At 64.3% G+C, this 26817-nt stretch carries 19 protein-coding genes; 16 read left to right on the forward strand and 3 right to left on the reverse strand.

Annotation, left to right across the window (positions count from 1 at the left end):
* Positions 1-100: 100 nt before the first annotated feature.
* The 4 genes from ACI2KK_RS12355 (at position 101) to ACI2KK_RS12370 (ending at position 5549) form a co-directional block, all read left to right on the forward strand.
* On the forward strand, positions 101-2692 hold the full coding sequence (locus tag ACI2KK_RS12355) for a TonB-dependent receptor (RefSeq protein ID WP_404669115.1): 2592 nt from the start codon (positions 101-103) through the stop codon (positions 2690-2692).
* A gap of 405 nt (positions 2693-3097) precedes the next feature.
* Positions 3098-3691: a biliverdin-producing heme oxygenase gene (locus tag ACI2KK_RS12360; RefSeq protein WP_369987903.1), complete on the forward strand. Its 594-nt coding sequence runs from the start codon at positions 3098-3100 to the stop codon at positions 3689-3691.
* Between the two features lie 49 nt (positions 3692-3740).
* A complete protein-coding gene (locus ACI2KK_RS12365; protein ID WP_217840110.1) occupies positions 3741-4148 on the forward strand; it encodes a YbaN family protein in 408 nt (135 codons plus the stop codon).
* 54 nt (positions 4149-4202) lie between these two features.
* The gene (locus ACI2KK_RS12370; protein ID WP_404669116.1) at positions 4203-5549 is read left to right on the forward strand and encodes a CoA transferase; all 1347 of its coding nucleotides are present in this window, start codon (positions 4203-4205) and stop codon (positions 5547-5549) included.
* Positions 5550-5631: 82 nt separating this feature from the next.
* Here the strand turns inward: ACI2KK_RS12370 and arcD (ACI2KK_RS12375) are convergent, their stop codons facing one another.
* Positions 5632-7059 carry an arginine-ornithine antiporter gene (gene arcD / locus ACI2KK_RS12375; RefSeq protein ID WP_404669117.1) on the reverse strand — a complete coding sequence of 476 codons (1428 nt, stop codon included), beginning with the start codon at positions 7057-7059 and terminating at the stop codon, positions 5632-5634.
* Between the two features lie 438 nt (positions 7060-7497).
* On the opposite strand from arcD (ACI2KK_RS12375), the gene arcD (ACI2KK_RS12380) reads away from it, so the two are divergent.
* From arcD (ACI2KK_RS12380) to ACI2KK_RS12415, 8 genes are all read left to right on the forward strand, one after another.
* Positions 7498-8925, forward strand: a complete 1428-nt coding sequence (arcD, locus tag ACI2KK_RS12380; protein WP_404669118.1) for an arginine-ornithine antiporter — start codon at positions 7498-7500, stop codon at positions 8923-8925.
* A gap of 32 nt (positions 8926-8957) precedes the next feature.
* Positions 8958-10211: an arginine deiminase gene (arcA, locus tag ACI2KK_RS12385; protein WP_404669119.1), complete on the forward strand. Its 1254-nt coding sequence runs from the start codon at positions 8958-8960 to the stop codon at positions 10209-10211.
* An 80-nt stretch (positions 10212-10291) separates the two neighbouring features.
* Positions 10292-11302, forward strand: a complete 1011-nt coding sequence (locus ACI2KK_RS12390) for an ornithine carbamoyltransferase (protein WP_217840115.1) — start codon at positions 10292-10294, stop codon at positions 11300-11302.
* Positions 11303-11481: 179 nt separating this feature from the next.
* Positions 11482-12411, forward strand: a complete 930-nt coding sequence (gene arcC, locus ACI2KK_RS12395) for a carbamate kinase (RefSeq protein WP_404669120.1) — start codon at positions 11482-11484, stop codon at positions 12409-12411.
* Positions 12412-12466: 55 nt separating this feature from the next.
* Positions 12467-12835, forward strand: a complete 369-nt coding sequence (locus tag ACI2KK_RS12400) for a DUF5064 family protein (protein ID WP_404669121.1) — start codon at positions 12467-12469, stop codon at positions 12833-12835.
* Between the two features lie 170 nt (positions 12836-13005).
* Entirely contained in the window at positions 13006-14514 is a 1509-nt protein-coding gene (locus ACI2KK_RS12405; RefSeq protein ID WP_404669122.1) for a sigma-54-dependent transcriptional regulator, read from the forward strand.
* 462 nt (positions 14515-14976) lie between these two features.
* Positions 14977-16335: an 8-oxoguanine deaminase gene (locus tag ACI2KK_RS12410; protein ID WP_217886317.1), complete on the forward strand. Its 1359-nt coding sequence runs from the start codon at positions 14977-14979 to the stop codon at positions 16333-16335.
* A gap of 97 nt (positions 16336-16432) precedes the next feature.
* Complete coding sequence (locus ACI2KK_RS12415) at positions 16433-17947, forward strand: nucleobase:cation symporter-2 family protein (RefSeq protein ID WP_404669123.1); 1515 nt, start codon at positions 16433-16435, stop codon at positions 17945-17947.
* A 70-nt stretch (positions 17948-18017) separates the two neighbouring features.
* On the opposite strand, the gene ACI2KK_RS12420 is transcribed toward ACI2KK_RS12415, so the two are convergent.
* Both ACI2KK_RS12420 and ACI2KK_RS12425 read right to left on the reverse strand, forming a co-directional pair.
* Complete coding sequence (locus tag ACI2KK_RS12420) at positions 18018-18284, reverse strand: bacteriocin immunity protein (protein WP_404669124.1); 267 nt, start codon at positions 18282-18284, stop codon at positions 18018-18020.
* On the reverse strand, positions 18285-19991 hold the full coding sequence (locus ACI2KK_RS12425; RefSeq protein ID WP_404669125.1) for an S-type pyocin domain-containing protein: 1707 nt from the start codon (positions 19989-19991) through the stop codon (positions 18285-18287). It abuts the gene before it with no gap.
* A gap of 532 nt (positions 19992-20523) precedes the next feature.
* Between ACI2KK_RS12425 and gltS the strand changes: the two genes are divergently transcribed.
* From gltS to ACI2KK_RS12445, 4 genes are all read left to right on the forward strand, one after another.
* On the forward strand, positions 20524-21729 hold the full coding sequence (gene gltS, locus ACI2KK_RS12430; RefSeq protein WP_404669126.1) for a sodium/glutamate symporter: 1206 nt from the start codon (positions 20524-20526) through the stop codon (positions 21727-21729).
* Between the two features lie 310 nt (positions 21730-22039).
* A complete protein-coding gene (gcvH, locus tag ACI2KK_RS12435) occupies positions 22040-22423 on the forward strand; it encodes a glycine cleavage system protein GcvH (RefSeq protein ID WP_404669127.1) in 384 nt (127 codons plus the stop codon).
* 11 nt (positions 22424-22434) lie between these two features.
* Positions 22435-25284, forward strand: coding sequence for an aminomethyl-transferring glycine dehydrogenase (gene gcvP, locus ACI2KK_RS12440; RefSeq protein ID WP_404669128.1), 2850 nt, complete (start codon positions 22435-22437; stop codon positions 25282-25284).
* 144 nt (positions 25285-25428) lie between these two features.
* Positions 25429-26805 (forward strand): L-serine ammonia-lyase, encoded by a 1377-nt coding sequence (locus ACI2KK_RS12445; protein WP_404669129.1) that lies wholly within the window; start codon positions 25429-25431, stop codon positions 26803-26805.
* Positions 26806-26817: the final 12 nt, after the last annotated feature.

Genomic DNA, 26817 nt, shown 5'->3' on the forward strand with positions numbered 1-26817 from the left:
CTGCCCGTCTCGTTATAGCCAATACGATTGATTCTCGTTCGAAACCCTCGAAACCGGGAACAGCCAACGCCTATAACTTGCGCGACAGGGAGCGCTTTCGATGTTTTCAGGTCCTACCCGCCCGTCCACTTCCCCCCGCCGCCGTGGCCAGCTGTCCCTGCTGACCCTGGCGCTGCTCGCCAGCGGTGCCTGCGGCCTGCCGGCCATGGCCGCAGAGCCGGCCCAGGCCAGCAGCCCGCGCATGGGTGACTACCGCTTTGCCATCGCCCAGCAGCCGCTGGTGGCGGCCATCAACGCGTTCAGCCAGGTCACCGGCTGGCAGGTAGGCTTCAGCGCCGAGCTGGCCGAAGGCGTGGCCTCGCCGGGCGTACAGGGTTCGCTGGCGCCGGAAACCGCGCTGCAACGCCTGCTGCAAGGCACCGGCCTTGGCTACCGCAAGATCGGCAACGGCAACGTGGTGCTGGAGCGCCAGGCGGTCGGCAATGCCATCGCCCTGCAGCAGATGACCGTCAGCGCCACCCGTAGCGCCCAGGATGTGAGCCAGGTGCCGAGCACTGTCAGCGTGCAGACCCGCGAGCAACTGGACCGGCAGAGCGTCAACGACATCAAGCAGCTGGTGCGCTACGAACCGGGTGTTTCGGTGGGCGGCGTGGGCCAGCGCAGCGGCCTGAACGGCTACAACATCCGCGGCATCGATGGCGAACGCATCCTCACCCAGGTCGATGGCGTATCGATTCCCGACAGCTTCTTCTACGGCCCCTACGCGCAAACCCAGCGCAACTACGTCGACCCCGAGATCATCAAGCGCGTCGAGATCCTGCGCGGCCCGGCCTCGGTGCTGTACGGCAGCAACGCCATCGGCGGCGCGGTCAGCTACTTCACCCTCGACCCCGACGACATCATCAAGCCCGGCAAGGATGTCGGCGCACGCCTGAAGACCGGCTACAGCTCGGCCGACGAAAGCTGGCTGACCTCCGCCACCGTGGCTGGCCGCCACGGCGATTTCGATGGCCTGCTGCACCTGAGCCAGCGCAATGGTCACGAGACCGAGTCCTATGGCAACCACGGCGGCACCGGGCTTGAACGCACCGAAGCCAACCCGGCCGATGCCCGTACCACCAACGTGCTGGCCAAGCTCGGCTGGAACTACGCCGACGACGCGCGCCTGGGCCTGACCTACGAGCACTATAAGGATGACCGCGACCAGAACCTGCTCAACGCAGTGGGCGGGCCTTTCGTTCCAGGTTTCCCGGCATTCAACTCCTATCGCATGCGCCAGGGTAACGACACCATCACCCGCGAGCGGGTGGGCATCAACCATGAGTTCGGCCTCGATAGCCTGCTGGCCGACCACATTAAGTGGAGCCTGAACTACCAGATCGCCAAGACCGACCAGCGCACCGAAGAAATCTATGCCGCCGCCGGCCGGCAGACCTGGCGCGATCGCCAGACCACCTACAAGGACCGCCAGTGGGTGCTCGACGCCCAGTTCGACAAGGCATTCAGCATCGGCGCCACCGAGCACCTGCTGACCTACGGCACGACCATCAAGCACGAAAAAGTCACCGGCCTGCGCCAAGGCACCGGCACCTGCCTGAACGTCGGCGGCGCCTGCACTGCAGTCGGCCAGATCATCACCAACGACAGCCAGGTGCCGGTCAGCGACTTCCCTGACCCGACCATCAACACCTACAGCCTGTTCGCCCAGGACGAGATCCGCTGGAACGACTGGACCTTCCTGCCAGGTGCGCGTTACGACTACACCCACCTGAAGCCGGAAATGACCGACGAGTTCCTGCGCGGCGTGCAAGGCAGCCTGGGGGCAGGCCCCAGCGACTACGACGACTCGGCCAAGAAATGGCACCGCGTGTCGCCCAAGCTGGGCGTGACGTATGCGTTCAACGACAACTACACCTGGTACGGGCAGTACGCCGAAGGCTTCCGCACACCGACCGCCAAGTCGATGTATGGCCGCTTCGAGAACCCGACCCTGGGTTACAGCGTGGTGCCCAACCCGAACCTCGAACCGGAAAAGAGCAAGAGCTACGAGACCGGCCTGCGCGGCAACTTCGAGGCGGGTAACTTCGACGTGGCGGTGTTCTACAACAAGTACCGCGATTTCATCAACGAAGATGCGGTCAAGGCCTCGGACCTGACCTCGAAGTTCCAGGCCAGCAACATCAAGCACGCCACCATCAAAGGTGCCGAGATCAAGGGCCGCCTCAACCTCGACCACTTCGGCGCACCGCAAGGCCTGTACACCCAGGGCTCGATCGCCTACGCCAATGGCCGCAACGACGACAACGGCCAGCCGCTGAACAGCGTCAACCCGCTGACCGGCGTGTTTGGCCTGGGTTACGAGCAACCCGGCTATGGTGGTTTGCTGAGCTGGACCCTGGTCAAGCGCAAGACCCGCGTCGACGACACCACCTTCTTCGCCCCCGACGGCGCCAGCTCGCAGTTCCGCACCCCGGGCTACGGCGTGCTCGACCTGACCGGCTTCTACAAGGTGACCGACGACATCACCGTCAACGCAGGCTTGTACAACCTCACCGACAAGAAGTACTGGCAGTGGGATGACGTGCGCGGCTACGACGCCCAGGGCGAAGCCTCGGTGACCCAACCGGCCAACCTCGACCGCCTGACCATGCCGGGGCGCAACTTCGCCATCAACCTGGTGTGGGATATCTGACCCACACCTGCCCCCCCTGTAGGAGCCGGCTTGCCGGCGATCACCGGCATCGCCGGTGCCATGCGCCGCCCATGCCGGCCCCATCGCCGACAAGCCGGCTCCTACAGGTGAGCGCACACGATCATTTTCAGACATGCGTGTTTTTTACTGACCATGCCGGGGCACAGCTTCGCCATCAACCTGCTGTGGGATATCTGACCCACACCTGCCCCCTGTAGGAACCGGCTTGCCGGCGATCACCGGCATCGCCGGTGCCATGCGCCGCCCATGCCGGCCCCATCGCCGGCAAGCCGGCTCCTACAGGTGAGCGCACACGATCTTTGTCAGATGCGCGTGTTTTTTTACTGCCCAACGCCCCCTTCTTCGTCTTGTCACTAGACGCCCTCATTACTCAAGGACCGCCCAATGACCGATCGCCCAGCCCTGCGCTCCCAGCGCCTCAACCAGGTGACCCACGCCCCGCACACCGAGCTGGACGCCCTGGTCAAGTCGCACAAGCCGTTCGACAGCCGCGAAAGCTTCGCCCGCTTCGTGGTCGCCCAGTACCTGTTCCAGTCCGAGCTGCAGGCGCTGTACACCGACCCGCAACTGATCGCCATCGTCCCCGACCTGGCCCAGCGCTGCCGCGCCGAACAGGCCCGCCTGGACCTGGCCGACCTCGACACCGAAGTACCTGCGCCCGTGGCCGGCGCACTGCAGAACCCAAGCCTGGGTGAAGCCCTGGGCTGGATCTTCGTCTCCGAAGGCTCCAAACTGGGCGCCGCCTTTTTGATCAAGCGTGCCGTGGCCCTGGAGCTGTCCGAAAGCTTCGGCGCCCGCCACCTCGGCGAGCCGGCCGGTGGCCGTGCCGAAGGCTGGAAGCAGTTCACCCGCATTCTCGACAGCCTGCAGCTGTCGGCCGAAGAAGACGCCGCCGCCGAACGTGGTGCGGTCGCAGCCTTCGAGCGCTTCACCGAACTGCTCAAAGCGGCCTACGCGGCCGATGCCGCACTGGCCTGACACGCTTTACCCGGCCGCCTGCGGGCGGCCGCACCGTTGCAGTGAGACCATGACCCGAATCGCCCGCTCCAAACTCGCCCGCCTGCTCTACGCGATCCTGGCCTATGTCAGCCTGGGCATTGGCCTGGTGGCCATCGTCATTCCGGGGCTGCCGACCACCGAGTTCATCCTGCTGGCTGCCTGGGCCGCCACCCGCAGCTCGCCGCGGCTATCGGCGTGGCTGGAGAACCACCGCTTGTTCGGGCCGATTCTGTACAACTGGCGCAACGGCAAGGTGATCCAGCGCCGGGCAAAAGTCAGCGCCACGCTCAGCATGCTGCTGTGCGCAGGGCTGATGCTGACCTTCCTCGAACACCACTGGCCGGTGTTCCTGGCCATCGGCGGCATGGCCCTGGGCAACCTGTGGATCTGGTCGCGCCCCGAGCGGCCGACCGCGCCGGGTTCCGTCGCGCAATAATTTGCACCTGTGCCGCAGATGGTCTGAAATGGGATCCACGAAGGAGGATCCTGCATGCAGCCGTTGCTCGACACCATCGCCCATTCCCTGAACCTCACCCCCACTCCCGTACGCTGGCATGGCATCGGCGCCCTGCCCTCGGCGTTCGCTGTCAGCGAACTGGCCGCCGCCAGCGTTGGCGCCTGCGGCCTGGCCCTGGCTGAGCTGCTGGCCGGGCAACTGGACCGCTGCCCGCTGGTGCACACAGACCGCCGCCTGGCTTCGTTCTGGTTCGCCGGCAGCCTGCGCCCGCAGGGCTGGGAGCCGCCGCCGCTGTGGGATGCGATTGCCGGTGATTACCAAGCCCGCGACGGCTGGATCCGCCTGCACACCAACGCCGCGCACCACCGCGCCGCAGCCTTGCAGGTGCTGGCTTGCGAGGCCAGCCGCGACAGCGTCGCAAGGCAAGTGGCGCAATGGGATGCCGACGCCCTGGAAAGCGCCGTGGTGGCCGCCGGCGGCTGCGCCGCACGCATGCGCAGCTGGCTCGACTGGTGCGACCACCCGCAAGGCCGGGCGGTGAATGTCGAGCCGCTGGTGCTACGCGACACATTCAACGCCCCGCCAGTGGCCTGGCAGGGCAGCGAAGCCCGGCCGCTGGCCGGTATCAAGGTGCTCGACCTCACGCGTATTCTTGCCGGGCCCATCGCCACTCGCCTGCTGGCGGCCTTCGGCGCCGAGGTGCTGCGCATCGACCCACCGGGTTGGGACGAGCCGTCGGTGGCTGCCGAGGTAACCCTGGGCAAGCGCTGCGCGCGCCTGGACCTGCGCAGCGACCACGGCCAGGCGACTTTCCGCCAGTTGCTCAGCGAGGCCGATGTGCTGGTACACGGCTACCGCGCCGACGCATTAGAACGCCTGGGGCTTGACAACGAAGTGCGCCGCCAGCTCAACCCCGGGCTGGTCGATATCAGCCTGAACGCCTACGGCTGGAGCGGCCCCTGGCAGCAGCGGCGCGGCTTCGACAGCCTGGTGCAGATGAGCAGCGGCATCGCCCACGCCGGCAAGCGCTGGCAACAGGCCGAAAAGCCCGTGCCGCTGCCGGTGCAGGCGCTGGACCATGCCACCGGCTACCTGATGGCGGCCGAAGCGATTCGCGGTTTGGGCGAACGGTTGCGCAGCGGGCAGGCTTGCCGCTCGAGGTTTTCCCTGGCGCGCACGGCAAAACTGCTGATCGAGCGGGGGACGGTGGAGGAAGACTTGCCGTTGGCCGCAGAATCGGCACAGGACATTGCCGCGTTCACCGAACACACGCCCTGGGGCGCGACACGGCGGCTCAAGGGGCCGTTGCAGGTGGGTGAGGCGGTGATGGGGTGGGAGCGGGGTGCTTGCGAATTAGGCTCGGCTTCAGCCCGGTGGTGAAGCTACCGGCCCTATTGCCGGCAAGCCGGCTCCTACAAGGGACGCGGTACCTGTAGGAGCCGGCTTGCCGGCGATAGGGCCCTCACAGGCTCAACACCCCGCTATACAGCGCATAAGCCGCGACGCCAGCACCTGCCAGCACCCCGGCGAAGATCAGCTTCTCCCACCCGGTAAACAACCGCTGCCCCTGCTCATGCTTGGCCCGGGCGAACAGCACCACCCCCGGCGCATACAACAGCGCCGACAGCAGCACATACTTGAGCCCGCCGGCATACAGCAGCCAGATCGCATACAACAGCGCCACCCCCGCCACCAGCAGGTCCTTGCGCCGCAGCCCTGGCTGGCCGTCATAGCTCTCGCCGCGCAGCGCCAGCAGCACCGCGTAAGCCGCCGACCAGAAGTACGGCACCAGGATCATCGACGACGCCAGGTAGATCAGGCTGGTGTAGGTGCCCGCCGAGAACAGCGTGATCAGCAAGAAACCCTGGATCATCACGTTGGTCAGCCACAGCGCATTGGCCGGCACGTGGTTGGAATTTTCCTTGGCCAGAAAACGCGGCATGGTGCGATCGCGTGCGGTGGCGAACAGAATCTCGGCGCACAGCAAGGCCCATGACAGCAAGGCCCCGAGCAGCGACACCGCCAGCCCGATACTGATCAGCAACGCCCCCCAGGGCCCGACGATATGCTCCAGCACCGAGGCCAGCGACGGGTTCTGCAGGCCGGCCAGCTCCGGCTGGGTCATCACCCCCAGCGACAGCACGTTGACCAGCACCAGCAACGCCAGCACCCCGAGAAACCCCACCACCGTGGCCTTGCCCACGTCCGAGCGGTGCAGCGCCCGGCCCGAGTACACGCTGGCGCCCTCGATGCCGATGAACACGAACACGGTCACCAGCATCATGTTGCGCACCTGCTCCAGCACGCTGCCGAACTTGGGGTTGCTCAGGCCCCAGATGTCCCGGGTGAAGATGTCGGCGCGAAAGGCAAAAGCGGCGATGACGATGAACATCAGCAGCGGCACCACCTTGGCCACCGTGGTCACCTGGTTGATGAAGGCCGCCTCCTTGATGCCGCGCAGCACCAGAAAGTGCACGGCCCACAGCAGCAGCGAGGCGCAGCCGATGGCCAGCGGCGTGTTGCCCTCACCGAAGGCGGGGAAGTAAAAGCCCAGGGTGCTGAACAGCAGCACGAAGTAGCCGACGTTGCCCAGCCAGGCGCTGATCCAGTAGCCCCAGGCCGACGAGAAGCCCATGTAATCGCCAAAGCCGGCCTTGGCATAGGCGTACACCCCCGAGTCCAGCTCGGGCTTGCGGTTGGCCAGGGTCTGGAACACGAAAGCCAGCGCCAGCATGCCCACCGCGGTGATGCCCCAGCCGATCAGCACCGCGCCCACATCGGCGCGTGCGGCCATGTTCTGCGGCAGCGAGAAAATGCCACCACCGATCATCGAACCGACCACCAGGGCGATCAGCGCACCGAGGCGCAGCTTCTGTCCGGGTTCGCTCATCGCGCCTCCATTGGCAGGTGTGTATTGCCGGCGAAACACCCGCGCGCAGCATATAACTGTAACAGCTTGTTTATATCAGGCAGGGTAATCAAAGCTATAGCACTCATAACGGGAATGTCTATGAAGACCAACTAACACATTGGGTTTTTACGCAACTTCTGTTGCCGCTGTGGCACGCACCAAGGTTTTTTGTGAAAAATTTGCCAAACAGCTAAAAGCGACTAGCTTGAAAGTTCGCAGGCGACACGGAGCGTTTGCTCTAAAAAGGCATGGAGGTGCCAGCGCAAAGGGCCTGCAGCACAGCTGTCGGTATCCTCCAGGAGCCACGTGAAGGATTTTTCCTTAGCTTCACGTGGGCATGAACTGATCCAAATCAGCGAATGGCAAAGGCGTCAGTTTTATCCTGATGTCAACTTTCTCCTGGCACGGAGTCGATAAATGTCTGATTCTCCCGGAAAACTCAAACTGGGTGCGCTTGTTGCACTTGTCGTGGGTTCGATGATTGGCGGCGGTATCTTTTCACTGCCGCAGAACATGGCCGCCAGTGCAGGCGTGGGGGCGGTGCTGATCGGCTGGGCCATCACGGCGGTGGGCATGCTCACCCTGGCGTTCGTGTTCCAGACCCTGGCCAACCGCAAGCCTGACCTCGACGGCGGGGTGTACGCCTACGCCAAGGCCGGCTTCGGCGACTACATGGGTTTCTCCTCGGCCTGGGGCTACTGGATCAGCGCCTGGCTGGGCAACGTCGGCTACTTCGTACTGCTGTTCAGCACCCTGGGTTACTTCTTCCCGGTGTTCGGCGAGGGCAACACCCCGGCGGCAGTGATCGGCGCCTCGGTGCTGCTGTGGGCGGTGCACTTTCTGGTGTTGCGCGGCATCAAGGAAGCGGCGTTCATCAACCTGGTGACCACCGTGGCCAAGGTGGTGCCGCTGGCACTGTTCGCGCTGATCTGCCTGTTCGCCTTCAAGCTCGACATCTTCACCGCCGATGTCTGGGCGCTGGGCACGCCGGAGCTAGGCAGTGTGATGAACCAGGTGCGCAACATGATGCTGGTCACCGTGTGGGTGTTCATCGGCATCGAGGGCGCGAGCATCTTCTCGTCACGGGCAGAAAAACGCTCCGACGTGGGCAAGGCCACGGTCATCGGTTTTGTCACCGTGCTGCTGTTCCTGGTGCTGGTCAACGTGCTGTCGCTGGGCATCATGACCCAGCCGGAGCTGGCCAAGCTGCAGAACCCGTCGATGGCTGCGGTGCTCGAGCATGTGGTCGGCCACTGGGGCGCGGTGCTGATCAGCGTCGGCCTGATCATCTCGCTGCTGGGGGCGCTGCTGTCGTGGGTGCTGCTGTGCGCCGAGATCATGTTCGCCGCGGCCAAGGACCACACCATGCCGGAGTTCCTGCGCCGCGAGAACGCCAACCATGTCCCGGCCAACGCGCTGTGGCTGACCAACGCCATGGTGCAGGTGTTCCTGGTGATCACCCTGTTCAGCAACAGCACTTACCTGTCACTGATCTACCTCGCCACCTCGATGATCCTGGTGCCCTACCTGTGGTCGGCGGCCTACGCCTTCCTGCTGGCCTGGCGCAACGAAACCTATGAACAGGCCCTGGCCGAGCGCAAGAAGGACCTGATCATCGGCGGCATCGCCCTGTTGTACGCAATCTGGCTGCTGTACGCCGGTGGCGTGAAATACCTGCTGCTCTCGGCCCTGCTGTATGCCCCTGGCGCGATCCTGTTCGCCAAGGCCAAGCGCGAGGTGGGCCAACCGATCTTCACCAACGTGGAAAAACTGATCTTCGCAGCCGTGGTCGTCGGCGCCCTGGTGGCAGCCTTTGGCCTGTACGACGGCTTCCTGACCCTCTGACCCCACGTTTCGCCTTACTGGAGGAATAGACCATGACCACTGAAAAACAGAAATACGGCGTCCACTCCGAAGCCGGCAAACTGCGCAAAGTGATGGTGTGCGCCCCAGGCCTCGCGCACAAGCGCCTGACCCCGAGCAACTGCGACGAACTGCTGTTCGACGATGTGATCTGGGTTGACCAGGCCAAGCGCGACCACTTCGACTTCGTCACCAAGATGCGCGAGCGCGGCGTGGATGTGCTGGAAATGCACAACCTGCTGACCGACATCGTGCAGAACAAGGAAGCCCTGGCCTGGATCCTCGACCGCAAGATCACCCCCGACACCGTCGGCGTGGGCCTGACCAACGAGGTGCGCAGCTGGCTCGAGGGCCTCGAACCGCGCCACCTGGCCGAGTTCCTGATTGGCGGCGTGGCCGGCCAGGACCTGCCACAGAGCGAAGGCGCCGAAGTAGTCAAGATGTACAACGACTACCTGGGCCACTCCAGTTTCATCCTGCCGCCGCTGCCCAACACCCAGTTCACCCGCGACACCACCTGCTGGATCTACGGCGGCGTCACGCTCAACCCGATGTACTGGCCGGCGCGCCGCCAGGAAACCCTGCTGGCCACTGCCATCTACAAGTTCCACCCGCAGTTCACCAACGCCGACTTCGAGGTGTGGTACGGCGACCCGGACAAGGAGCACGGCAACGCCACCCTCGAAGGCGGTGACGTGATGCCGATCGGCAACGGCATCGTGCTGATCGGCATGGGCGAGCGCAGCTCGCGCCAGGCCATCGGCCAACTGGCGCAGAACCTGTTCGCCAAGGGCGCGGTGAAGGAAGTGATCGTTGCCGGCCTGCCCAAATCCCGCGCCGCCATGCACCTGGACACCGTGTTCAGCTTCTGCGACCGCGACCTGGTGACGGTCTTCCCGGAAGTGGTGCGCGAGATCGTGCCGTTCATCATCCGCCCGGACGAAAGCAAGCCCTACGGCATGGACGTGCGCCGCATCAACAAGTCGTTCATCGAGGTGGTGGGCGAGCAACTGGGGGTCAAGCTGCGGGTGGTCGAGACCGGCGGCAACAGCTTCGCCGCCGAGCGCGAACAGTGGGATGACGGCAACAACGTGGTGGCCCTGGAGCCCGGCGTGGTCATCGGCTACGACCGCAACACCTACACCAACACCCTGCTGCGCAAGGCCGGGATCGAGGTCATCACCATCAGCGCCGGCGAACTGGGCCGGGGCCGTGGCGGCGGCCACTGCATGACCTGCCCGATCGTGCGCGACCCAATCGACTACTAGGTGGCCTGTGTGACCCATTGCACCCGGCCGCACCCACGAAGTGGCGGCCGGGCACCCTACCGAACCTAAGGAGAACCGTCATGGCGTTCAACATCCACAACCGCAACCTGCTCAGCCTGGAACACCACAGCACGCGCGAGCTGAAGTACCTGCTGGACCTGTCCCGCGACCTCAAGCGCGCCAAGTACACCGGCACCGAGCAGCAGCACCTGAAGGGCAACAACATCGCCCTGATTTTCGAAAAAACCTCCACCCGCACCCGCTGCGCCTTCGAAGTGGCCGCCTATGACCAGGGCGCCAACGTCACCTACATCGACCCCAACTCCTCGCAGATCGGCCACAAGGAAAGCATGAAGGACACCGCCCGCGTGCTCGGGCGCATGTACGATGCCATCGAGTACCGTGGCTTCAAGCAGGAGATCGTCGAAGAACTCGCCAAGTTCGCCGGGGTGCCGGTGTTCAACGGCCTGACCGACGAGTACCACCCGACCCAGATGATCGCCGACGTGCTGACCATGCGCGAGCACAGCGACAAGCCGCTGCACGACATCAGCTACGCCTACCTGGGCGATGCGCGCAACAACATGGGCAACTCGCTGCTGCTGATCGGCGCCAAGCTGGGCATGGACGTGCGCATCGCTGCGCCCAAGGACCTGTGGCCCCATGACGACCTGGTGCAACGCTGCCAGAAATATGCCGAAGAAAGCGGCGCACGCATCACCCTGACCGACGACGCCAAGGCGGCGGTCAAGGGCGTGGACTTCATCCACACCGACGTATGGGTGTCGATGGGCGAGCCGATCGAAGCCTGGGGCGAGCGCATCAAGCTGCTCAAGCCCTACCAGGTGAACAAGGAACTGATGAAGGCGAGCGGCAACCCGCGGACCAAGTTCATGCACTGCCTGCCGGCGTTCCACAATTCCGAGACCAAGGTCGGCAAGCAGATCGCCGAGCAGTACCCGGACCTGGCCAACGGCATCGAGGTGACCGACGACGTGTTCGAGTCGCCGGCCTGCATCGCCTTCGAGCAGGCGGAAAACCGCATGCACACGATCAAGGCGATTCTGGTGTCGACGCTGGCTGACCTGTAACGCCTGACTCGAAACGCCGGGCAACCCGCAGCCCTGTGGGAGCGGGTTCACCCGCGAAAGCGTCGGTGCAGAAATCACCGTTGGCGCTGCCGACGCATTCGCGGGTAAACCCGCTCCCACAGGGGGCGGCGTCCGGCCCGAGGTCAATGCTCATCTCTTTTGCTTAAAGGACATTCCCCATGCGTATCGTTGTTGCTTTGGGCGGCAACGCCCTGCTGCGCCGCGGCGAGCCGATGACTGCCGGCAACCAGCGCGCCAATATCCGCACCGCCACCGAACAGATCGCCAAGATCCACTCCGGCAACGAGCTGGTCATCGCCCACGGCAACGGCCCGCAGGTCGGCCTGCTGTCGCTTCAGGGCATGGCCTACAAGCCCGACGAGGCCTACCCGCTGGACGTGCTGGGCGCCGAGACCGAAGGCATGATCGGCTACATGATCGAGCAGGAGCTGGGTAACCTGCTGGACTTCGAGGTGCCGTTCGCCACCCTGCTGACCCAGGTCGAAGTGGACGCCAACGACCCTGCGTTCAAAGACCCGACCAAGTTCATCGGCCCGGTGTACAGCAAAGAGGAGGCCGAGCGCCTGGCCAAGGAGAAAGGCTGGGTGGTCAAACCTGACGGCGACAAGTACCGCCGCGTGGTGGCCAGCCCGAAACCCAAGCGCATCTTCGAGATCCGCCCGATCAAGTGGCTGCTGGAAAAAAGCAGCATCGTGATCTGCGCAGGCGGCGGCGGCATCCCCACCATGTACGACGAAAACCGCAAGCTCAAGGGCATCGAGGCGGTGATCGACAAGGATTTGTGCTCGGCGCTGCTGGCCGAGCAACTGGAAGCCGACCTTCTGATAATCGCCACCGATGTCGATGCCGCCTACATTGACTGGGGCAAGCCCACGCAAAAAGCCATTGCCCAGGCTCACCCCGACGAGCTCGAACGCCTGGGCTTTGCCGCCGGCTCCATGGGGCCGAAGGTGCAGGCCGCCTGCGACTTCGCCCGGCACACCGGCAAGGTGGCGGTGATCAGCTCGCTGGAAAACATCGAGGAGATCGTCAAGGGCACCGCCGGCACCCGGGTGTCCACCGCCAAGCCGGGTATCAGCTACCGTTGAATGCAGTTGGCCGGTGCCAGGCACCGGCCGTTTTCAACCTTCCGGAGGAACCACCATGGCCCAGTACCAACCTGGTCATGTACACATCGAGCGCACGGCGCTGAACAACAACGACCACAGCTACGACCTGAACATCGAGTACGAAGCCACGTCGGACCCCAGGGAAGGCCGCGGTATCCAGTTCCGCATGCACGGCAGCATCGAGGGCAAGAACGTCGATGAAAAGTTCTTCCTGGCCAAGGACCAGGTGTTGCCGAGCTTTCTGATGCTATTGAGCCGCAAGGCCCAGTCTTACCTGCCGGCGCCGAAGAAGTTCGAAAACCTCGGCTCGCCGCACAAGCTCTACGACTACATGTTCGAAGACATTCGCCAGAAGCTGGATGTGAAGTCCGGGGATCCGATCAAGCCGGAACATCTGGAGTGAGGCCAAGATCCTGGGGCTGCTGCGCAGCCCAGTCGCGACACAAGGCCGCTCCTACAGAAGTTACGCGCGCCCTGTAGGAGCGGCCTTGTGTCGCGATTGGGCCGCAAAGCGGCCCCGGCGATGTTGAGGCATACTACCGTCCTCCCCGGCCACAACCCCGCCTCGTCCCCATGCGCATCCACGTCAGCTTCATCGACCGCGTCGGCATCACCCAGGAAGTCCTGGCCCTGCTCGGTGCCCGCAACCTCAACCTCGATGCCGTGGAGATGGTCCCGCCGAACGTCTACATCGACGCGCCCACGCTCAGCCCCGCCGTGCTCGAAGAGCTCCACGACGCGCTGTTCGAGGTGCACGGCGTGCAGTCGGTGGAGGTGGTCGACATCCTCCCCGGCCAGCGCCGCCACCTGCAACTCGACGCCCTGCTGGCGGCCATGAGCGACCCGGTGCTGGCAGTGGACAGCGCCGGCAAGGTGCTGCTGGCCAACCCCGCACTGATCGCCCTGTGCGGGCGCGAGTCGGCCGGGCGCTCGGTGGGCGAGCTGTTCGGCGACCCCGGGCTGTTGCAGGCGCTGCAGGACAACAACTTCCACCTGCCCATGCGCGAAATGCAGCTCAACGGCCAGAGCCTGCTGCTGGACGCCACCCCCATCACCCACGCTGGCGGCCTGCTCACCCTGTACCCGCCCAACCGCATGGGCGAACGCCTGTCGGCGCTGCACCACGACCACGCCGAGGGCTTCGACGCCCTGCTCGGCGACTCCCCGGCCATCCGCACCCTCAAGGCCCGCGCCCTGCGTGTGGCCGCACTGGACGCACCGCTGCTGGTGCACGGCGAAACCGGCACCGGCAAAGAGCTGGTGGCCCGCGCCTGCCATGCCATCAGCAGCCGCCAGGGGGCGCCGTTTCTGGCCCTTAACTGCGCCGCGCTGCCCGAGAGTCTGGCCGAGAGCGAGCTGTTCGGCTACGCCCCCGGCGCCTTCACCGGCGCGCAACGCGGCGGCAAGCCGGGGCTGATGGAGCTGGCCAACCAGGGCACGGTGTTTCTCGACGAAATCGGCGAGATGTCGCCCTACCTGCAAGCCAAGCTGCTGCGTTTTCTCAGCGACGGCAGCTTCCGCCGGGTGGGCGGCGATCGCGAGGTGAAGGTGGATGTGCGCATCATCAGCGCCACCCACCGCGACCTTGAGCGCATGGTCGCCGAGGGCACGTTCCGTGAAGACCTGTTCTACCGCCTGAACGTGCTCAACCTGCAAGTGCCGCCGCTGCGCGACCGTGGCCAGGACATACTGATGCTGGCGCACTACTTCATGCAGCAGGCCTGCACGCAGATCCAGCGCCCGGCCTGCCGGCTGACCCCGGCCACCCACTCGGCGCTGCTGGCCAACCCCTGGCCAGGCAATGTGCGCCAGCTGCAGAACGTGATCTTCCGCGCCGCGGCCATTTGCGAGGGCAACCTGGTGGATATCGGCGACCTGGACATTGCCGGCACCTCGGTGGCGCGCGGGCAGGATGGCGAGGTGGCCAGCCTGGAGCAGGCAGTGGGGGATTTCGAACGCGAGCTGCTGCAGCGGCTGTATGCCAGTTATCCCTCGACCCGCCAGCTGGCCGGCAGGTTGCAGACCTCGCACACCGCCATCGCCCAGCGCCTGCGCAAGTACGGGATTGGCGCCAAGGGCTGAATGCCGATTTTGAGCATTCTGCGTTGGCCCCTGTAGGAGCGGCCTTGTGTCGCGATGGGCTGCGCAGCAGCCCCAAAATATCGATAACTGACACAATTTCTGGGGCTGCTGCGCAGCCCATCGCGACACAAGGCCGCTCCTACAGGTCCTGCGTCAAGCCGCCCGGATGTGACGGCCTGTTGTATACAAAATAAGAAAATCCTGCTTACATAACCCCTCGCCTACGACATCGGCAATCGCCGCTGCGTATTGCGACAGGCTCAAGCCATGCAATGCCCACATCTGCTCGCCCCGGCGCGAGCCCCTCTGCCAGTACCCTCCCGCGATCGCCCATCCCGCTGTACGCCCCCCTTCGGCCGGCCCCGCCCGCCGACCCACTGATCGCACCCGCTGCCCACGCACGCGCCCGGCGCCTGCACGACATCGAGCTCACAATCAGCCCCCTGGGGGCGAGGAACACCCATGCCCAAGACTCTCCTGGTCAAGAACGCCGAACTGCTGGTGACGATGGACGGCGAACGCCGTGAAATCCGCCAGGGCGGCCTGTACATCGAAGACAACATCATCAAGCAGGTCGGCCCCAGCGACAGCCTGCCGCAACACGCCGACGTAGTGCTGGACATGGCCGGCAAGGTGGTCATCCCGGGCCTGGTCAACACCCACCACCACATGTACCAGAGCCTCACCCGCGTGGTGCCGGCAGCCCAGGACGGCGAGCTGTTCAACTGGCTGACCAACCTGTACCCGATCTGGGCGCGGCTGACCCCGGAAATGATCGCGGTATCGACCCAGACCGCCATGGCCGAGCTGATCCTGTCCGGCTGCACCACCTCCAGCGACCACCTGTACATCTACCCCAACGGCTGCAAGCTCGACGACAGCATCCACGCCGCCGGGGAAATCGGCATGCGCTTCCACGCCGCGCGCGGCAGCATGAGCGTTGGCCAGAGCCAGGGCGGCCTGCCGCCGGATTCGGTGGTCGAGAAAGAAAGCGACATTCTCAAAGAATCGCAACGCCTGATCGAGGACTACCACGACGCCAGCCACGGCTCGATGCTGCGCGTGGTGGTGGCGCCCTGCTCGCCGTTCTCGGTCAGCCGCGACCTGATGCGCGAAGCTGCGGTGCTGGCCCGCCAGTACGGCGTGTCGCTGCACACCCACCTGGCCGAAAACGTCAACGACATCGCCTACAGCCGCGAGAAGTTCGGCATGACCCCGGCCGAGTACGCCGAAGACCTGGGCTGGGTCGGCCACGACGTCTGGCACGCCCACTGCGTGCAGCTCGACCAGCACGGCATCGAGCTGTTCGCCCGCACCGGCACCGGCGTCGCCCACTGCCCGTGCTCGAACATGCGCCTGGCCTCGGGCATCGCCCCGGTGCGCAAGATGCGCGACCACGGCGTGCCGGTAGGCCTGGGCGTGGACGGCTCGGCCTCCAACGACGGCGCCAGCATGATCGGCGAAGTGCGCCAGGCCCTGCTGCTGCAGCGGGTCGGCTTCGGCCCCGATGCCATGACCGCTCGCGAGGCTTTGGAGATCGCCACCCTGGGCGGCGCCAAGGTGCTCAACCGCAACGACATCGGCGCCCTGGCGCCGGGCATGGTGGCCGACTTCGTCGCCTTCGACCTCGGCCATGTGGCCTATGCCGGCGGCCTGCACGACCCGCTGGCGGCGCTGGTGTTCTGCACCCCGACCCAGGTGCACACCAGCGTGATCAACGGCCGGGTGGTGGTGCAGGACGGGCGCATCACCACCGTCGACCTGCCGCGCGTGCTCGAGCGCCACAACCAGCTGGCCTTCCAGCTGGTCAGCGGTAACTGATTCACCCGGGCCGCTGCCTGGCGGCGGCCCGTTTCACCGAGTGCGACTGAGACCGTGCTGTTAGACGCATCAAAACAACAAAAGCGAGCTACTCACCATGACTTCTCCCGCAGTATCGCGTCCGGAGGACGAGAACCTCGGCGCTGGCGCCAACCTGGCCTACGGCCTGCAACATGTACTGACCATGTACGGCGGCATGATCGCCGTGCCCCTGATCATCGGCCAGGCGGTCGGCCTGCCAGCTGCCGACGTCGGCCTGCTGATCGCCGCCTCGCTGTTTGCCGGTGGCCTGGCCACCTTGCTGCAGACCCTCGGCCTGCCCTGGTTCGGCTGCCGCCTGCCGCTGGTGCAGGGGGTGTCCTTCGCCAGTGTGGCGACCATGGTGGCGATCATCGGCGATGACGGCAGGCTCGGCCTTTCGGTGGTGTTCGGCGCGGTGATCGTCTCGTCGCTGGTCGGCTTGCTGATCACGCCTTTGTTCTCGCGCATCATCACGTTCTTTCCGCCGCTGGTGACCGGCATCGTCATCACCACCATCGGCCTGACCCTGATGCCGGTGTGCGCCCGCTGGGCCATGGGCGGCAACAGCCAGGCTGCAGACTTTGGCAGCACCGCCAACATTCTGCTGGCGGCCTTCACCCTGGCCTGCGTGCTGCTGTTGAGCAAGCTGGGCAGCGCCAGCCTGTCGCGCTTGTCGATTTTGCTGGCGATCGTGATCGGCACCCTGGTGGCGACGGCGTTCGGCATGGCGGATTTTTCGACAACGATGGACGGCCCGCTGGTGGCGTTCCCCAGCGTGTTGCCGTTCGGGCCGCCGGAATTCCAGCTGGCGGCCATCCTGTCGATGCTGATCGTGATCGTGGTGACCATGGTGGAAACCTCGGCGGACATCCTGGCGGTGGGTGAAATCATCGGCACCGAGGTCGACTCCAAGCGCCTGGGCAACGGCCTGCGCGCCGACATGGTGTCCAGCGCCCTGGCCCCGCTGTTCGGCTCGTTCACCCAAAGTGCCTTCGCCCAGAACGTCGGCCTGGTGGCAGTGACCGGGGTGAAGAGCCGCTACGTGGTGGCCAGCGCCGGCCTGATTCTGGTGACCCTGGGCTTGCTGCCGGTGATGGGCCGGCTGATCGCCGCCGTGCCCAGCGCGGTGCTCGGTGGTGCCGGCCTGGTGCTGTTCGGCACGGTCACTGCCAGCGGCATCCGTACCCTGTCGCAGGTGGATTACCGCAACAACATGAACCTGATCATCGTCGCCACCTCGATCGGCTTCGGCATGATCCCCATCGCCGCCCCGGCCTTCTACCACCACTTCCCGGCCTGGGTGCAGACGGTGTTCCACTCCGGCATCAGCTCGGCGGCGATCATGGCGATTCTGCTCAACCTGCTGTTCAACCATTTGCGTGCCGGCAACTCCGAGCAGCAATCGGTGTTCGCGGTTGCCAGCGAACGTACCCTGCGTTACCGGGATATCGCCGGGCTTAACGAAGGGGACGTGTTCCGCGACGGCAAGCTGTTCGACAGTGCCGGCAATGAAGTGCCGATTGTCGAGCATGATGAGGGGCATCATGACATTGCGCCTCGTAAAGAGAAGCGCCTCGAAACGTCGAGTTAGTGAAATGACCATTTAGTGTGGACGGTGCCGCTTTTAGAAGCGGCACCGTGCTTGCTAGGTAGTACTGTTCTCAGGCGTCTTTGAACCCTGGCATTCCTTGCTCTGACCGCCATTGTTTGACAATTTTTAATACCTCCTCTAAGGATCCATCCAGACCATGCTTGGCAGGATAATAAAGAAGATCAGACCCCAAAGGATGTTGAGTCAGATGTTTAAACTCAAGGATGCCTTTTATATGCGCACGCTCGGTAGGAAAAACTGTAGAGTCCACCGTAACAATCGCATTCATGAAACTGACGAACTCTGCCTCGGTATAATCAGAAATAGACCTACTCATTCAATCACCCCGATGCATTTGAACATGGAATTTAGGTGACAGAATCACCATATTATCAACATCATAAACTGCCCCGCCGTCGGTAATTCTCTGTTTATGGTGGATTTCATATTTTACTCTAGCGCCAATCTGCTCGCTTTCGGGCGCTATAGGAGCATAGCCATTTCTCATCAATGCCAATGCGCGATCATCAAATTGCCCCGAGAAATCTGGAGTGGTAGCAATCAGCATCCAGAAAGCACTGCGAAATCTTCCAAATGAGCTGAAACCCTTGCCCTGCATTTCTCTGGCAATTTGAGCAGGGATAGCAGCGCCTTGCTCATTACCTTCAACCAGTAAATTCCCTGAAGCACTCCCGCCTAGCCCATCAACCTCCCCCGGCATATACCGCCGGCTCTTGAACATCACATAAAGCGGCGGTAACCCCGAGTCGGCGGGGAAGATGATGACGTAGTCATCAAAGCCAGTGTCCGCAAGCTCCGGGAACTCGTCCAGTCGCCCTTCCAGCGGGTCCAGTGTTGGCCCCACCAAAACTATCGGCGGTTGCGGGCTGACCGGTGAAGTTGTCGAGCTACTCGGCGGTGTAACCGCCGGCGTCCATATCAGGGTTCTGGGCGGGCTGTCTTCTGTGCTGACGCTGTACTGGCCGGTGGCGGCATCGAAATGCGCGGCCAGCACGCCGACACGGGACGAAAGCTGTGGGCCGTCAGTGCCGGCGACGAACAACTCGTCCCGACCTGGGTTTTCACCATGGCTGCCCATCCGCAATGGCAGGTCGACCGCCCCCTGAGCGATGGCAGCAGCCTGTTTCGCGTTGTCCAGTTCAAGGCCCAGGTCGGCCAACGCCATGCTGAGCAGGTAATTGTCCGGCAACTCCCCGTGACCTAACTCGGAGGGGTACAACAAGGCGGCCACACCGACTGCAAAAGGCGTTGCCAGCACGCCCGCCCGGGCGTTGCGTACGGCCTCGATGCCAGCATTGACGGCCTGTGCCAAGGGAGTGTTCGCCCCCACTACACCAATCGCGCCTAAGGCCGTAATCAGCAGCGCCGGCGGTGCGGCGCCAGCCTGCAGCTCCATGTCGTAGCGATCACCGGCACCAGGAGGTTGCGGGCCCCGCTCGTTCAGCGCTTGTGCATCCTCCAGCGCCTGCTGCAGCGCGGCTATCTGCGCCTGCAACACCTGTATTTCAGCTTCGCGCAGCAGTGCCGTATAAGCCCCCCGGTATGAAGCGTTCAAGGCCTCTTGTATCGCCGAGACGTTGAAGCGTCCGGTGGAAATGTTATGAAAGGTGGCACCGGCGTAATATTCAGCGCTCTTGTCAAACGGGGTAGAGCCGTAATAGCTGTTGGCCAACGCTTGCTGTACCGACAGATCGGCGATTTTGCGTTGGAGCAAATCGCTACGCGCCGCGATATCATCCATGAGCATTTCGATGTGCGAGCGCGGAGTACCCGCCAGTGCTACACGTAGTGTGGCAACCTCCTCTTCAAGCAGGCTGGCAAGCATTGAAAGTTTTTCAAGATAGGTTGCCCGTGCTGCACCATCGGCGGTATTCATTGCGTGATAGGCGGACAACCTGAAGTTTTCCAGAATCGGGCCTACATGATTGATGACCGTCCCTCCCGGCGCGGGGCCGCCAGGGCGCGTAGGCTGCCCGCCGACAAAGGTCGGCGGCAGTACGACTTGTCTCTTTTTCCTCGCCATGTGCATCTCCCTGAGTATCACTCATTAGCCTTTCAAACGTTGGCATCTGCAGCCTTCGTTAAAAGCCAGGCACTCGAATACTGCCCACAGAGTGAGCGGCATCCACTTATGAAGTTATTGGCTGAACTGATCAGGCACGCCGAAACTGTTCCGGAAAACTCAGCCTAAGCCAGTTGCAAGCGGAATGGGAGTTGCCAAAACAAATAGAGAGCGGTCCTACGAACGAGGAATAAACACCTGTAATACCCATCTTACAAATACCCATCAAGACGCTTCGTAATAGCCGTTCAACAGGTTGTAAGGGTTTCATCAGGTACGACTTTATTCACGACAGCCGCCCTACAGCTACGCGGGAAAAAGTAGCTGGCACGCCCAGCACTTTCAGACTTTTCTGAATCGTCCCGTCGGCAAGTCCTACCCTAGAATGCCCCCGCTTTTCTTCACCCTCCCCCGGGAGGCCGGGCCTTGCCCCTTCGCTTACACAGGCCGAGCACGCATGTGCCCGCCTGCGGATACAACAAAGAGCCCCTTGATGCTTGAACTTGATTTCTACGGGACGCTGGTCGCTGCCTCGCTGGTACTTCTGCTGGGCCGCAGCCTGGTTGCACGCGTTGGTTTCCTGCGCGCCTATAACATCCCCGAACCCGTCGCCGGCGGGCTCCTGGTCGCGCTGGTGCTGCTGGCACTGCGCAGTTTCGATATTCGTGTGCAATTCGATACCTCGCTGCAAACCCCGCTCATGCTGGCGTTCTTCGCCACCATCGGCCTCAGCGCCGACCTCACCAGCCTGAAGAAAGGCGGGCGCGTGGTGGTGATTTTCCTGTTAGTGGTCACAGGCTTGCTGCTGGTGCAGAACGCCATGGGCATCGGCCTGGCCACGGCACTGGGGCTGGACCCGCTGATGGGCCTGCTGGCGGGCTCGATCACCCTGTCTGGCGGCCATGGCACGGGGGCCGCGTGGAGCGCGACCTTCAGCGAGAAGTTCGGCCTGGCGTCGGCCTCGGAACTGGCCCTGGCCTCGGCAACCTTCGGCCTGGTACTCGGCGGGCTGATTGGCGGGCCTGTTGCCCGCCTGCTGATCAAGCGCGTCCAGGTGCCCGGCACCGAACAGCCGGCGCCGCAACTGCCAAAGGGCTTCGAGCAACCGCACACCGAGCGGCTGATCACCTCGTTCTCGCTGGTCGAGACCCTGGCCCTGATCGCCGTCAGCCTGATGTTGGGCACCCTGCTGAACGGCATGCTCAAGGGGACAGCGCTGGAGCTGCCGACCTTCGTCTGCGTATTGTTCGTCGGCGTGATGCTGCGTAACGGCCTGGCCGCGTTTGGCGCATACCACGTGTTCGAACGGGAAGTCTCGGTGCTCGGCAACGTCAGCCTGTCACTGTTCCTGGCCATTGCACTGATGTCGCTCAAGTTGTGGGACCTGGCCGCGCTGGCCCTGCCGTTCTTCATCCTGCTGGCGGCACAGACGCTGGTGATGGCCCTGTTCGCCATCTTCGTGACCTTCCGGGTGATGGGCCGCAACTACGACGCGGCGGTGCTGGCCGCCGGGCACTGCGGCTTCGGGCTCGGCGCAACGCCGACCGCCATCGCCAACATGCAGGCCGTGACGCAGCGCTTCGGGCCGTCGCAGATGGCCTTTCTGGTGGTGCCGATGGTCGGTGCGTTCTTCATCGACATCATCAACGCCATCGTGATCAAGCTGTATCTGGCGCTGCCGTTGTTCGTGGCCCTGTAGCAGCCGTGCGGCGCCCTTGCCAATCATCAGGCAAGGGCGCCAGCCACTCGTACCGAAATCATTACACCGTGTCGAATTCATTCCACATTGATTTGCCAGCGCTTACGCAAGGGTTTGATCCCGCTTTCTTTTTCCTCCCCGCCAACAGCGTAATGATTTCATTCCACCAGAAAGAATGAATTATTACACCTCAATACCAAGTAATTGATTTATATGTACTTTTTTCATGTGGCCGCATTATTGCTAGGGAAATCCCAACCCAAGAGCGCGGACCCACCGCGCCCAACGCCCTGCTTCCCGAGGATTCCCCATGAGCGAGTTGCGTTTCACCGAAGATCACGAATGGCTGCGCGTCGAAGCCGACGGCAGCGTCACCGTGGGCATCACCGCCTACGCCCAGAACGCCCTGGGCGATGTGGTCTACGTGCAACTGCCGGAGCTGCAGCCCTACAGCAAGGGCGATGAAGCCTCCACCGTCGAGTCGGTAAAAGCCGCCAGCGGCGTGTACATGCCTTTGAGCGGTGAAGTGGTCGCGGTCAACGAAGGCCTGAACGATCAACCTGAGCTGGTCAACGAAGACCCGCTGGGTGAAGGCTGGTTCTTCCGCTTCGTCCCGACCGACATGGCCGAGGTGGGCGCCCTGCTCGACCAGGACGCCTACGACCGCCTGATCAAAGCCAACGACGACGCCTGAGGAGTGCAACCATGACCATCAACCTCGGCACCGCCAACGAATTCATCGCCCGCCATATCGGCCCACGCAGCGCCGACGAGCAAGCCATGCTCGCCACCCTCGGTTTCGACTCGCTGGAGGCCATGACCGCAGCGGTCATCCCCGACAGCATCAAGGGCACCAGCGTGCTTGGCAGCGAAGACGGCCAGAGTGAGGCCGACGCCCTCGCCGCATTGAAAGCCATCGCCGGCAACAATCAGCTGTTCAAGAGCTACATCGGCCAGGGCTACTACAACACCCACACCCCGGCGCCGATTTTGCGCAACCTGCTGGAAAACCCGGCCTGGTACACCGCCTACACCCCGTACCAGCCAGAAATCTCCCAGGGCCGCCTGGAAGCGCTGCTGAACTTCCAGACCCTGATCAGCGACCTCACCGGCCTGCCGATCGCCAACGCATCCTTGCTCGACGAAGCCACCGCCGCTGCCGAGGCCATGACCTTCTGCAAGCGCCTGTCGAAGAACAAGGCCAGCCACGCCTTCTTCGCCTCCAAACACTGCCACCCGCAAACCCTCGACGTGCTGCGCACCCGCGCCGAACCGCTGGGCATTGATGTGGTGGTGGGTGACGAGCGCGAGCTGAGCGACGCCAGTGCCTTCTTCGGCGCCCTGCTGCAATACCCGGCCAGCAACGGTGACGTGTTCGACTACCGTGACCTGGTGCAGCGCTTGCACGCAGCGGGCGCCTTGGTGGCCGTGGCCGCCGACCTGCTGGCCCTGACCCTGCTGACCCCGCCGGGCGAGTTCGATGCCGACGTGGCCATCGGCAGCGCCCAGCGCTTTGGCGTACCACTGGGCTTCGGTGGCCCGCACGCGGCCTACTTCGCCACCCGTGACGCGTTCAAGCGCGACATGCCCGGCCGTTTGGTGGGGGTGTCGATCGACCGCTTCGGCAAGAGCGCCCTGCGCCTGGCCATGCAAACCCGCGAGCAGCACATCCGCCGCGAGAAGGCCACCAGCAACATCTGCACCGCCCAGGTGCTGCTGGCCAACATCGCCAGCATGTACGCCGTGTACCACGGCCCGGCCGGCCTCAAGCGCATCGCCGAGCGCACCCACGCACTGACCGCGATTCTGGCCGCAGGCCTTGAGCAGGCCGGCGTGAACGTGGTCACCTGCGCGTTCTTCGACACCCTGACCCTGGCCACCGGCAGTGCTACCGCAGCACTGCACGACAAGGCCCGCGCCCAGGGCATCAACCTGCGCCAGATCGACGCCGAACACCTGGGCCTGTCGCTGGACGAAACCAGCAGCCAGGCCGATGTCGAGGCGCTGTGGGCGCTGTTCACCGACAAGGCCGCGGACTTTGCCGCCATCGCCGCCGCAGTGCAGGTGCGCCTGCCCGTTGCCCTGCTGCGCCAGTCGGCGATCCTCGAGCACCCGGTATTCAACCGCTACCACAGCGAAACCGAGCTGATGCGCTACCTGCGCCGCCTGGCCGACAAGGACCTGGCGCTGGACCGGACCATGATCCCGCTGGGCTCGTGCACCATGAAGCTCAACGCCGCCAGCGAGATGATCCCGGTGACCTGGGCCGAGTTCGGCAACCTGCACCCGTTCGCCCCGGCCGCGCAAAGCCAGGGCTACCTGCAGATGACCCGCGAGCTTGAGGCGATGCTGTGCGCCGCCACCGGCTACGACGCCGTGTCGCTGCAGCCCAACGCCGGCTCCCAAGGCGAGTACGCAGGCCTCTTGGCTATCCGCGCCTACCACCGCAGCCGTGGCGACAGCCACCGCGACATCTGCCTGATCCCGTCCTCGGCCCACGGCACCAACCCGGCCACCGCGCACATGGCCGGCATGCGCGTGGTGGTGACCGCCTGCGACGCCCGCGGCAACGTCGACATCGACGACCTGCGCGCCAAGGCCATCGAGCACCGCGAGCGCCTGGCGGCGATCATGATCACCTACCCGTCCACCCACGGCGTGTTCGAGGAAGCCATCGGCGAGATCTGCGCGATCATCCACGACAACGGCGGCCAGGTGTACATCGACGGCGCCAACATGAACGCCATGGTCGGCCTGTGCGCCCCGGGCAAGTTCGGCGGCGACGTATCGCACCTGAACCTGCACAAGACCTTCTGCATCCCCCACGGCGGTGGCGGCCCGGGCGTTGGCCCGATCGGCGTCAAGGCGCACCTGGCGCCGTTCCTGCCGGGCCACGCGCAGCTTGAGAACACCGCCGGCGCCGTGTGCGCGGCGCCGTTCGGCAGCGCGAGCATTCTGCCGATCACCTGGATGTACATTCGCATGATGGGTGGCGCGGGCCTGAAACGCGCCTCGCAAATGGCGATCCTCAACGCCAACTACATCGCCCGCCGCCTGGAAGAGCACTATCCTGTGCTGTACACCGGTGGCAACGGCCTGGTAGCCCACGAGTGCATCCTCGACCTGCGCCCGCTCAAGGAGACCAGCGGCATCAGCGTCGACGACGTCGCCAAGCGCCTGATCGACTTCGGTTTCCACGCCCCGACCATGTCGTTCCCGGTGGCCGGAACGCTGATGATCGAACCGACCGAGAGCGAGTCCAAAGAGGAACTGGACCGCTTCTGCGCCGCCATGATCCAGATCCGCGAGGAAATCCGCGCGGTGGAGAACGGCAGCCTGGACAAGGACGACAACCCGCTGAAAAACGCCCCGCACACCGCGGCGGAACTGGCCGGCGAATGGGCCCATGGCTACAGCCGCGAGCAGGCGGTGTACCCGCTGCCAAGCCTGGTCGAAGGCAAGTACTGGCCGCCGGTCGGGCGTGTCGACAACGTGTTCGGCGACCGCAACCTGGTGTGCGCTTGCCCGTCGATCGAGAGCTATCAGGACGTCTGAGGCGTCCTGTAGATAGCGGGGGCTGCTGCGCAGCCCTTTCGCGACACAAGGCCGCTCCTACAAGGTCGGCATTGGTCCCTGTAGGAGCGGCCTTGTGTCGCGAAAGGGTCGCAAAGCGACCCCTGCTGTTCAGGAGGTTCCACCATGTCACTGAGCGTCTTCGACCTGTTCAAGATCGGCATCGGCCCCTCCAGTTCACACACGGTCGGGCCGATGCGCGCCGCCGCGCGCTTCGCCGAAGGCCTGCGCCGTGATGGCCTGCTGGCCAACACCACCAGCGTCAAGGCCGAGCTGTACGGCTCGCTGGGCGCCACCGGCAAGGGCCACGGCAGCGACAAGGCGGTGCTGCTGGGCCTTGAAGGCGAACACCCCGACCTCATCGACACCGAGAGCATCCCCGCGCGCCTGCAGGCCATCCGCGACAGCGGTCATCTCGACCTGCTGGGCGAGCAGCGCATTGCGTTCATCGAGAAGCAGCACCTGGCGATGATCCGCAAACCGCTGGACTACCACCCCAACGGCATGATCTTCCGCGCCTTCGACGCCGCCGGCCTGCAGATTCGCAGCCGCGAGTACTACTCGGTGGGCGGCGGTTTTGTGGTGGACGAAGAGGCTGCCGGCCACGACCGCATCGTCGAGGACAGCACCGTACTGGCCTACCCGTTCACAACCGCAAAGCAACTGCTCGCCCATTGCACCGCGCAAAACCTGGCAGTCAGCCAGGTGATGCTGGCCAACGAAGCCGCCTGGCGGCCAGAGGCCGAGACCCGCGCCGGGCTGCTGCGCATCTGGCAGGTGATGCAGGACTGCGTCGAAGCCGGTTGCCAGCATGAGGGCATCCTGCCGGGCGGGCTCAAGGTCAAGCGCCGCGCGCCGGCGCTGTACCGCCAGCTCAGCCGCCACCCGGAGGCCAGCCTGCGCGATGCCTTGTCGGTACTCGACTGGGTCAACCTCTACGCCCTGGCGGTGAACGAGGAAAACGCCCACGGCGGGCGGGTGGTCACCGCACCCACCAATGGCGCGGCTGGCATCGTCCCGGCGGTGCTGCACTACTACATGCGCTTCGTGCCGGGCGCCAACGAGGACGGGGTGGTGCGCTTTCTGCTCACCGCTGCGGCCATCGGCATTCTTTATAAAGAGAACGCCTCGATCAGCGGCGCCGAGGTGGGCTGCCAGGGCGAGGTCGGCGTGGCCTGCTCGATGGCCGCCGGGGCGCTGTGTGAAGTGATGGGTGGCAGCGTGCAGCAGGTTGAGAACGCCGCCGAAATCGGCATGGAACACAACCTCGGCCTGACCTGCGACCCCATCGGCGGGCTGGTCCAGGTGCCCTGCATCGAGCGCAACGCCATGGGCTCGGTGAAGGCGATCAATGCGGTGCGCATGGCCTTGCGCGGCGACGGGCAGCACTTCGTCTCCCTCGACAAGGTCATCCGCACCATGCGCCAGACCGGCGCCGACATGAAAAGCAAATACAAGGAGACCGCCCGCGGCGGTCTGGCCGTCAACATCATCGAATGCTGACCCGAACAAAAA

Origin of the sequence: Pseudomonas sp. NPDC089406 (assembly GCF_044900265.1) — a bacterium.
Taxonomy (GTDB): Bacteria; Pseudomonadota; Gammaproteobacteria; order Pseudomonadales; family Pseudomonadaceae; genus Aquipseudomonas; species Aquipseudomonas fakonensis.

Bases quoted from the DNA above. Each gene is read 5' to 3' on its own strand.
- arcC (WP_404669120.1), top strand. From the start codon at position 11,482: ATGCGTATCGTTGTTGCTTTGGGCGGCAACGCCCTGCTGCGCCGCGGC.
- ACI2KK_RS12405 (WP_404669122.1), top strand. From the start codon at position 13,006: ATGCGCATCCACGTCAGCTTCATCGACCGCGTCGGCATCACCCAGGAA.
- ACI2KK_RS12420 (WP_404669124.1), bottom strand. From the start codon at position 18,284: ATGAGTAGGTCTATTTCTGATTATACCGAGGCAGAGTTCGTCAGTTTC.
- gcvP (WP_404669128.1), top strand. From the start codon at position 22,435: ATGACCATCAACCTCGGCACCGCCAACGAATTCATCGCCCGCCATATC.
- gcvH (WP_404669127.1), top strand. From the start codon at position 22,040: ATGAGCGAGTTGCGTTTCACCGAAGATCACGAATGGCTGCGCGTCGAA.
- ACI2KK_RS12400 (WP_404669121.1), top strand. From the start codon at position 12,467: ATGGCCCAGTACCAACCTGGTCATGTACACATCGAGCGCACGGCGCTG.
- arcA (WP_404669119.1), top strand. From the start codon at position 8,958: ATGACCACTGAAAAACAGAAATACGGCGTCCACTCCGAAGCCGGCAAA.
- arcD (WP_404669117.1), bottom strand. From the start codon at position 7,059: ATGAGCGAACCCGGACAGAAGCTGCGCCTCGGTGCGCTGATCGCCCTG.
- ACI2KK_RS12370 (WP_404669116.1), top strand. From the start codon at position 4,203: ATGCAGCCGTTGCTCGACACCATCGCCCATTCCCTGAACCTCACCCCC.
- ACI2KK_RS12415 (WP_404669123.1), top strand. From the start codon at position 16,433: ATGACTTCTCCCGCAGTATCGCGTCCGGAGGACGAGAACCTCGGCGCT.
- ACI2KK_RS12410 (WP_217886317.1), top strand. From the start codon at position 14,977: ATGCCCAAGACTCTCCTGGTCAAGAACGCCGAACTGCTGGTGACGATG.
- ACI2KK_RS12390 (WP_217840115.1), top strand. From the start codon at position 10,292: ATGGCGTTCAACATCCACAACCGCAACCTGCTCAGCCTGGAACACCAC.
- gltS (WP_404669126.1), top strand. From the start codon at position 20,524: ATGCTTGAACTTGATTTCTACGGGACGCTGGTCGCTGCCTCGCTGGTA.
- arcD (WP_404669118.1), top strand. From the start codon at position 7,498: ATGTCTGATTCTCCCGGAAAACTCAAACTGGGTGCGCTTGTTGCACTT.
- ACI2KK_RS12445 (WP_404669129.1), top strand. From the start codon at position 25,429: ATGTCACTGAGCGTCTTCGACCTGTTCAAGATCGGCATCGGCCCCTCC.
- ACI2KK_RS12365 (WP_217840110.1), top strand. From the start codon at position 3,741: ATGACCCGAATCGCCCGCTCCAAACTCGCCCGCCTGCTCTACGCGATC.
- ACI2KK_RS12360 (WP_369987903.1), top strand. From the start codon at position 3,098: ATGACCGATCGCCCAGCCCTGCGCTCCCAGCGCCTCAACCAGGTGACC.
- ACI2KK_RS12355 (WP_404669115.1), top strand. From the start codon at position 101: ATGTTTTCAGGTCCTACCCGCCCGTCCACTTCCCCCCGCCGCCGTGGC.
- ACI2KK_RS12425 (WP_404669125.1), bottom strand. From the start codon at position 19,991: ATGGCGAGGAAAAAGAGACAAGTCGTACTGCCGCCGACCTTTGTCGGC.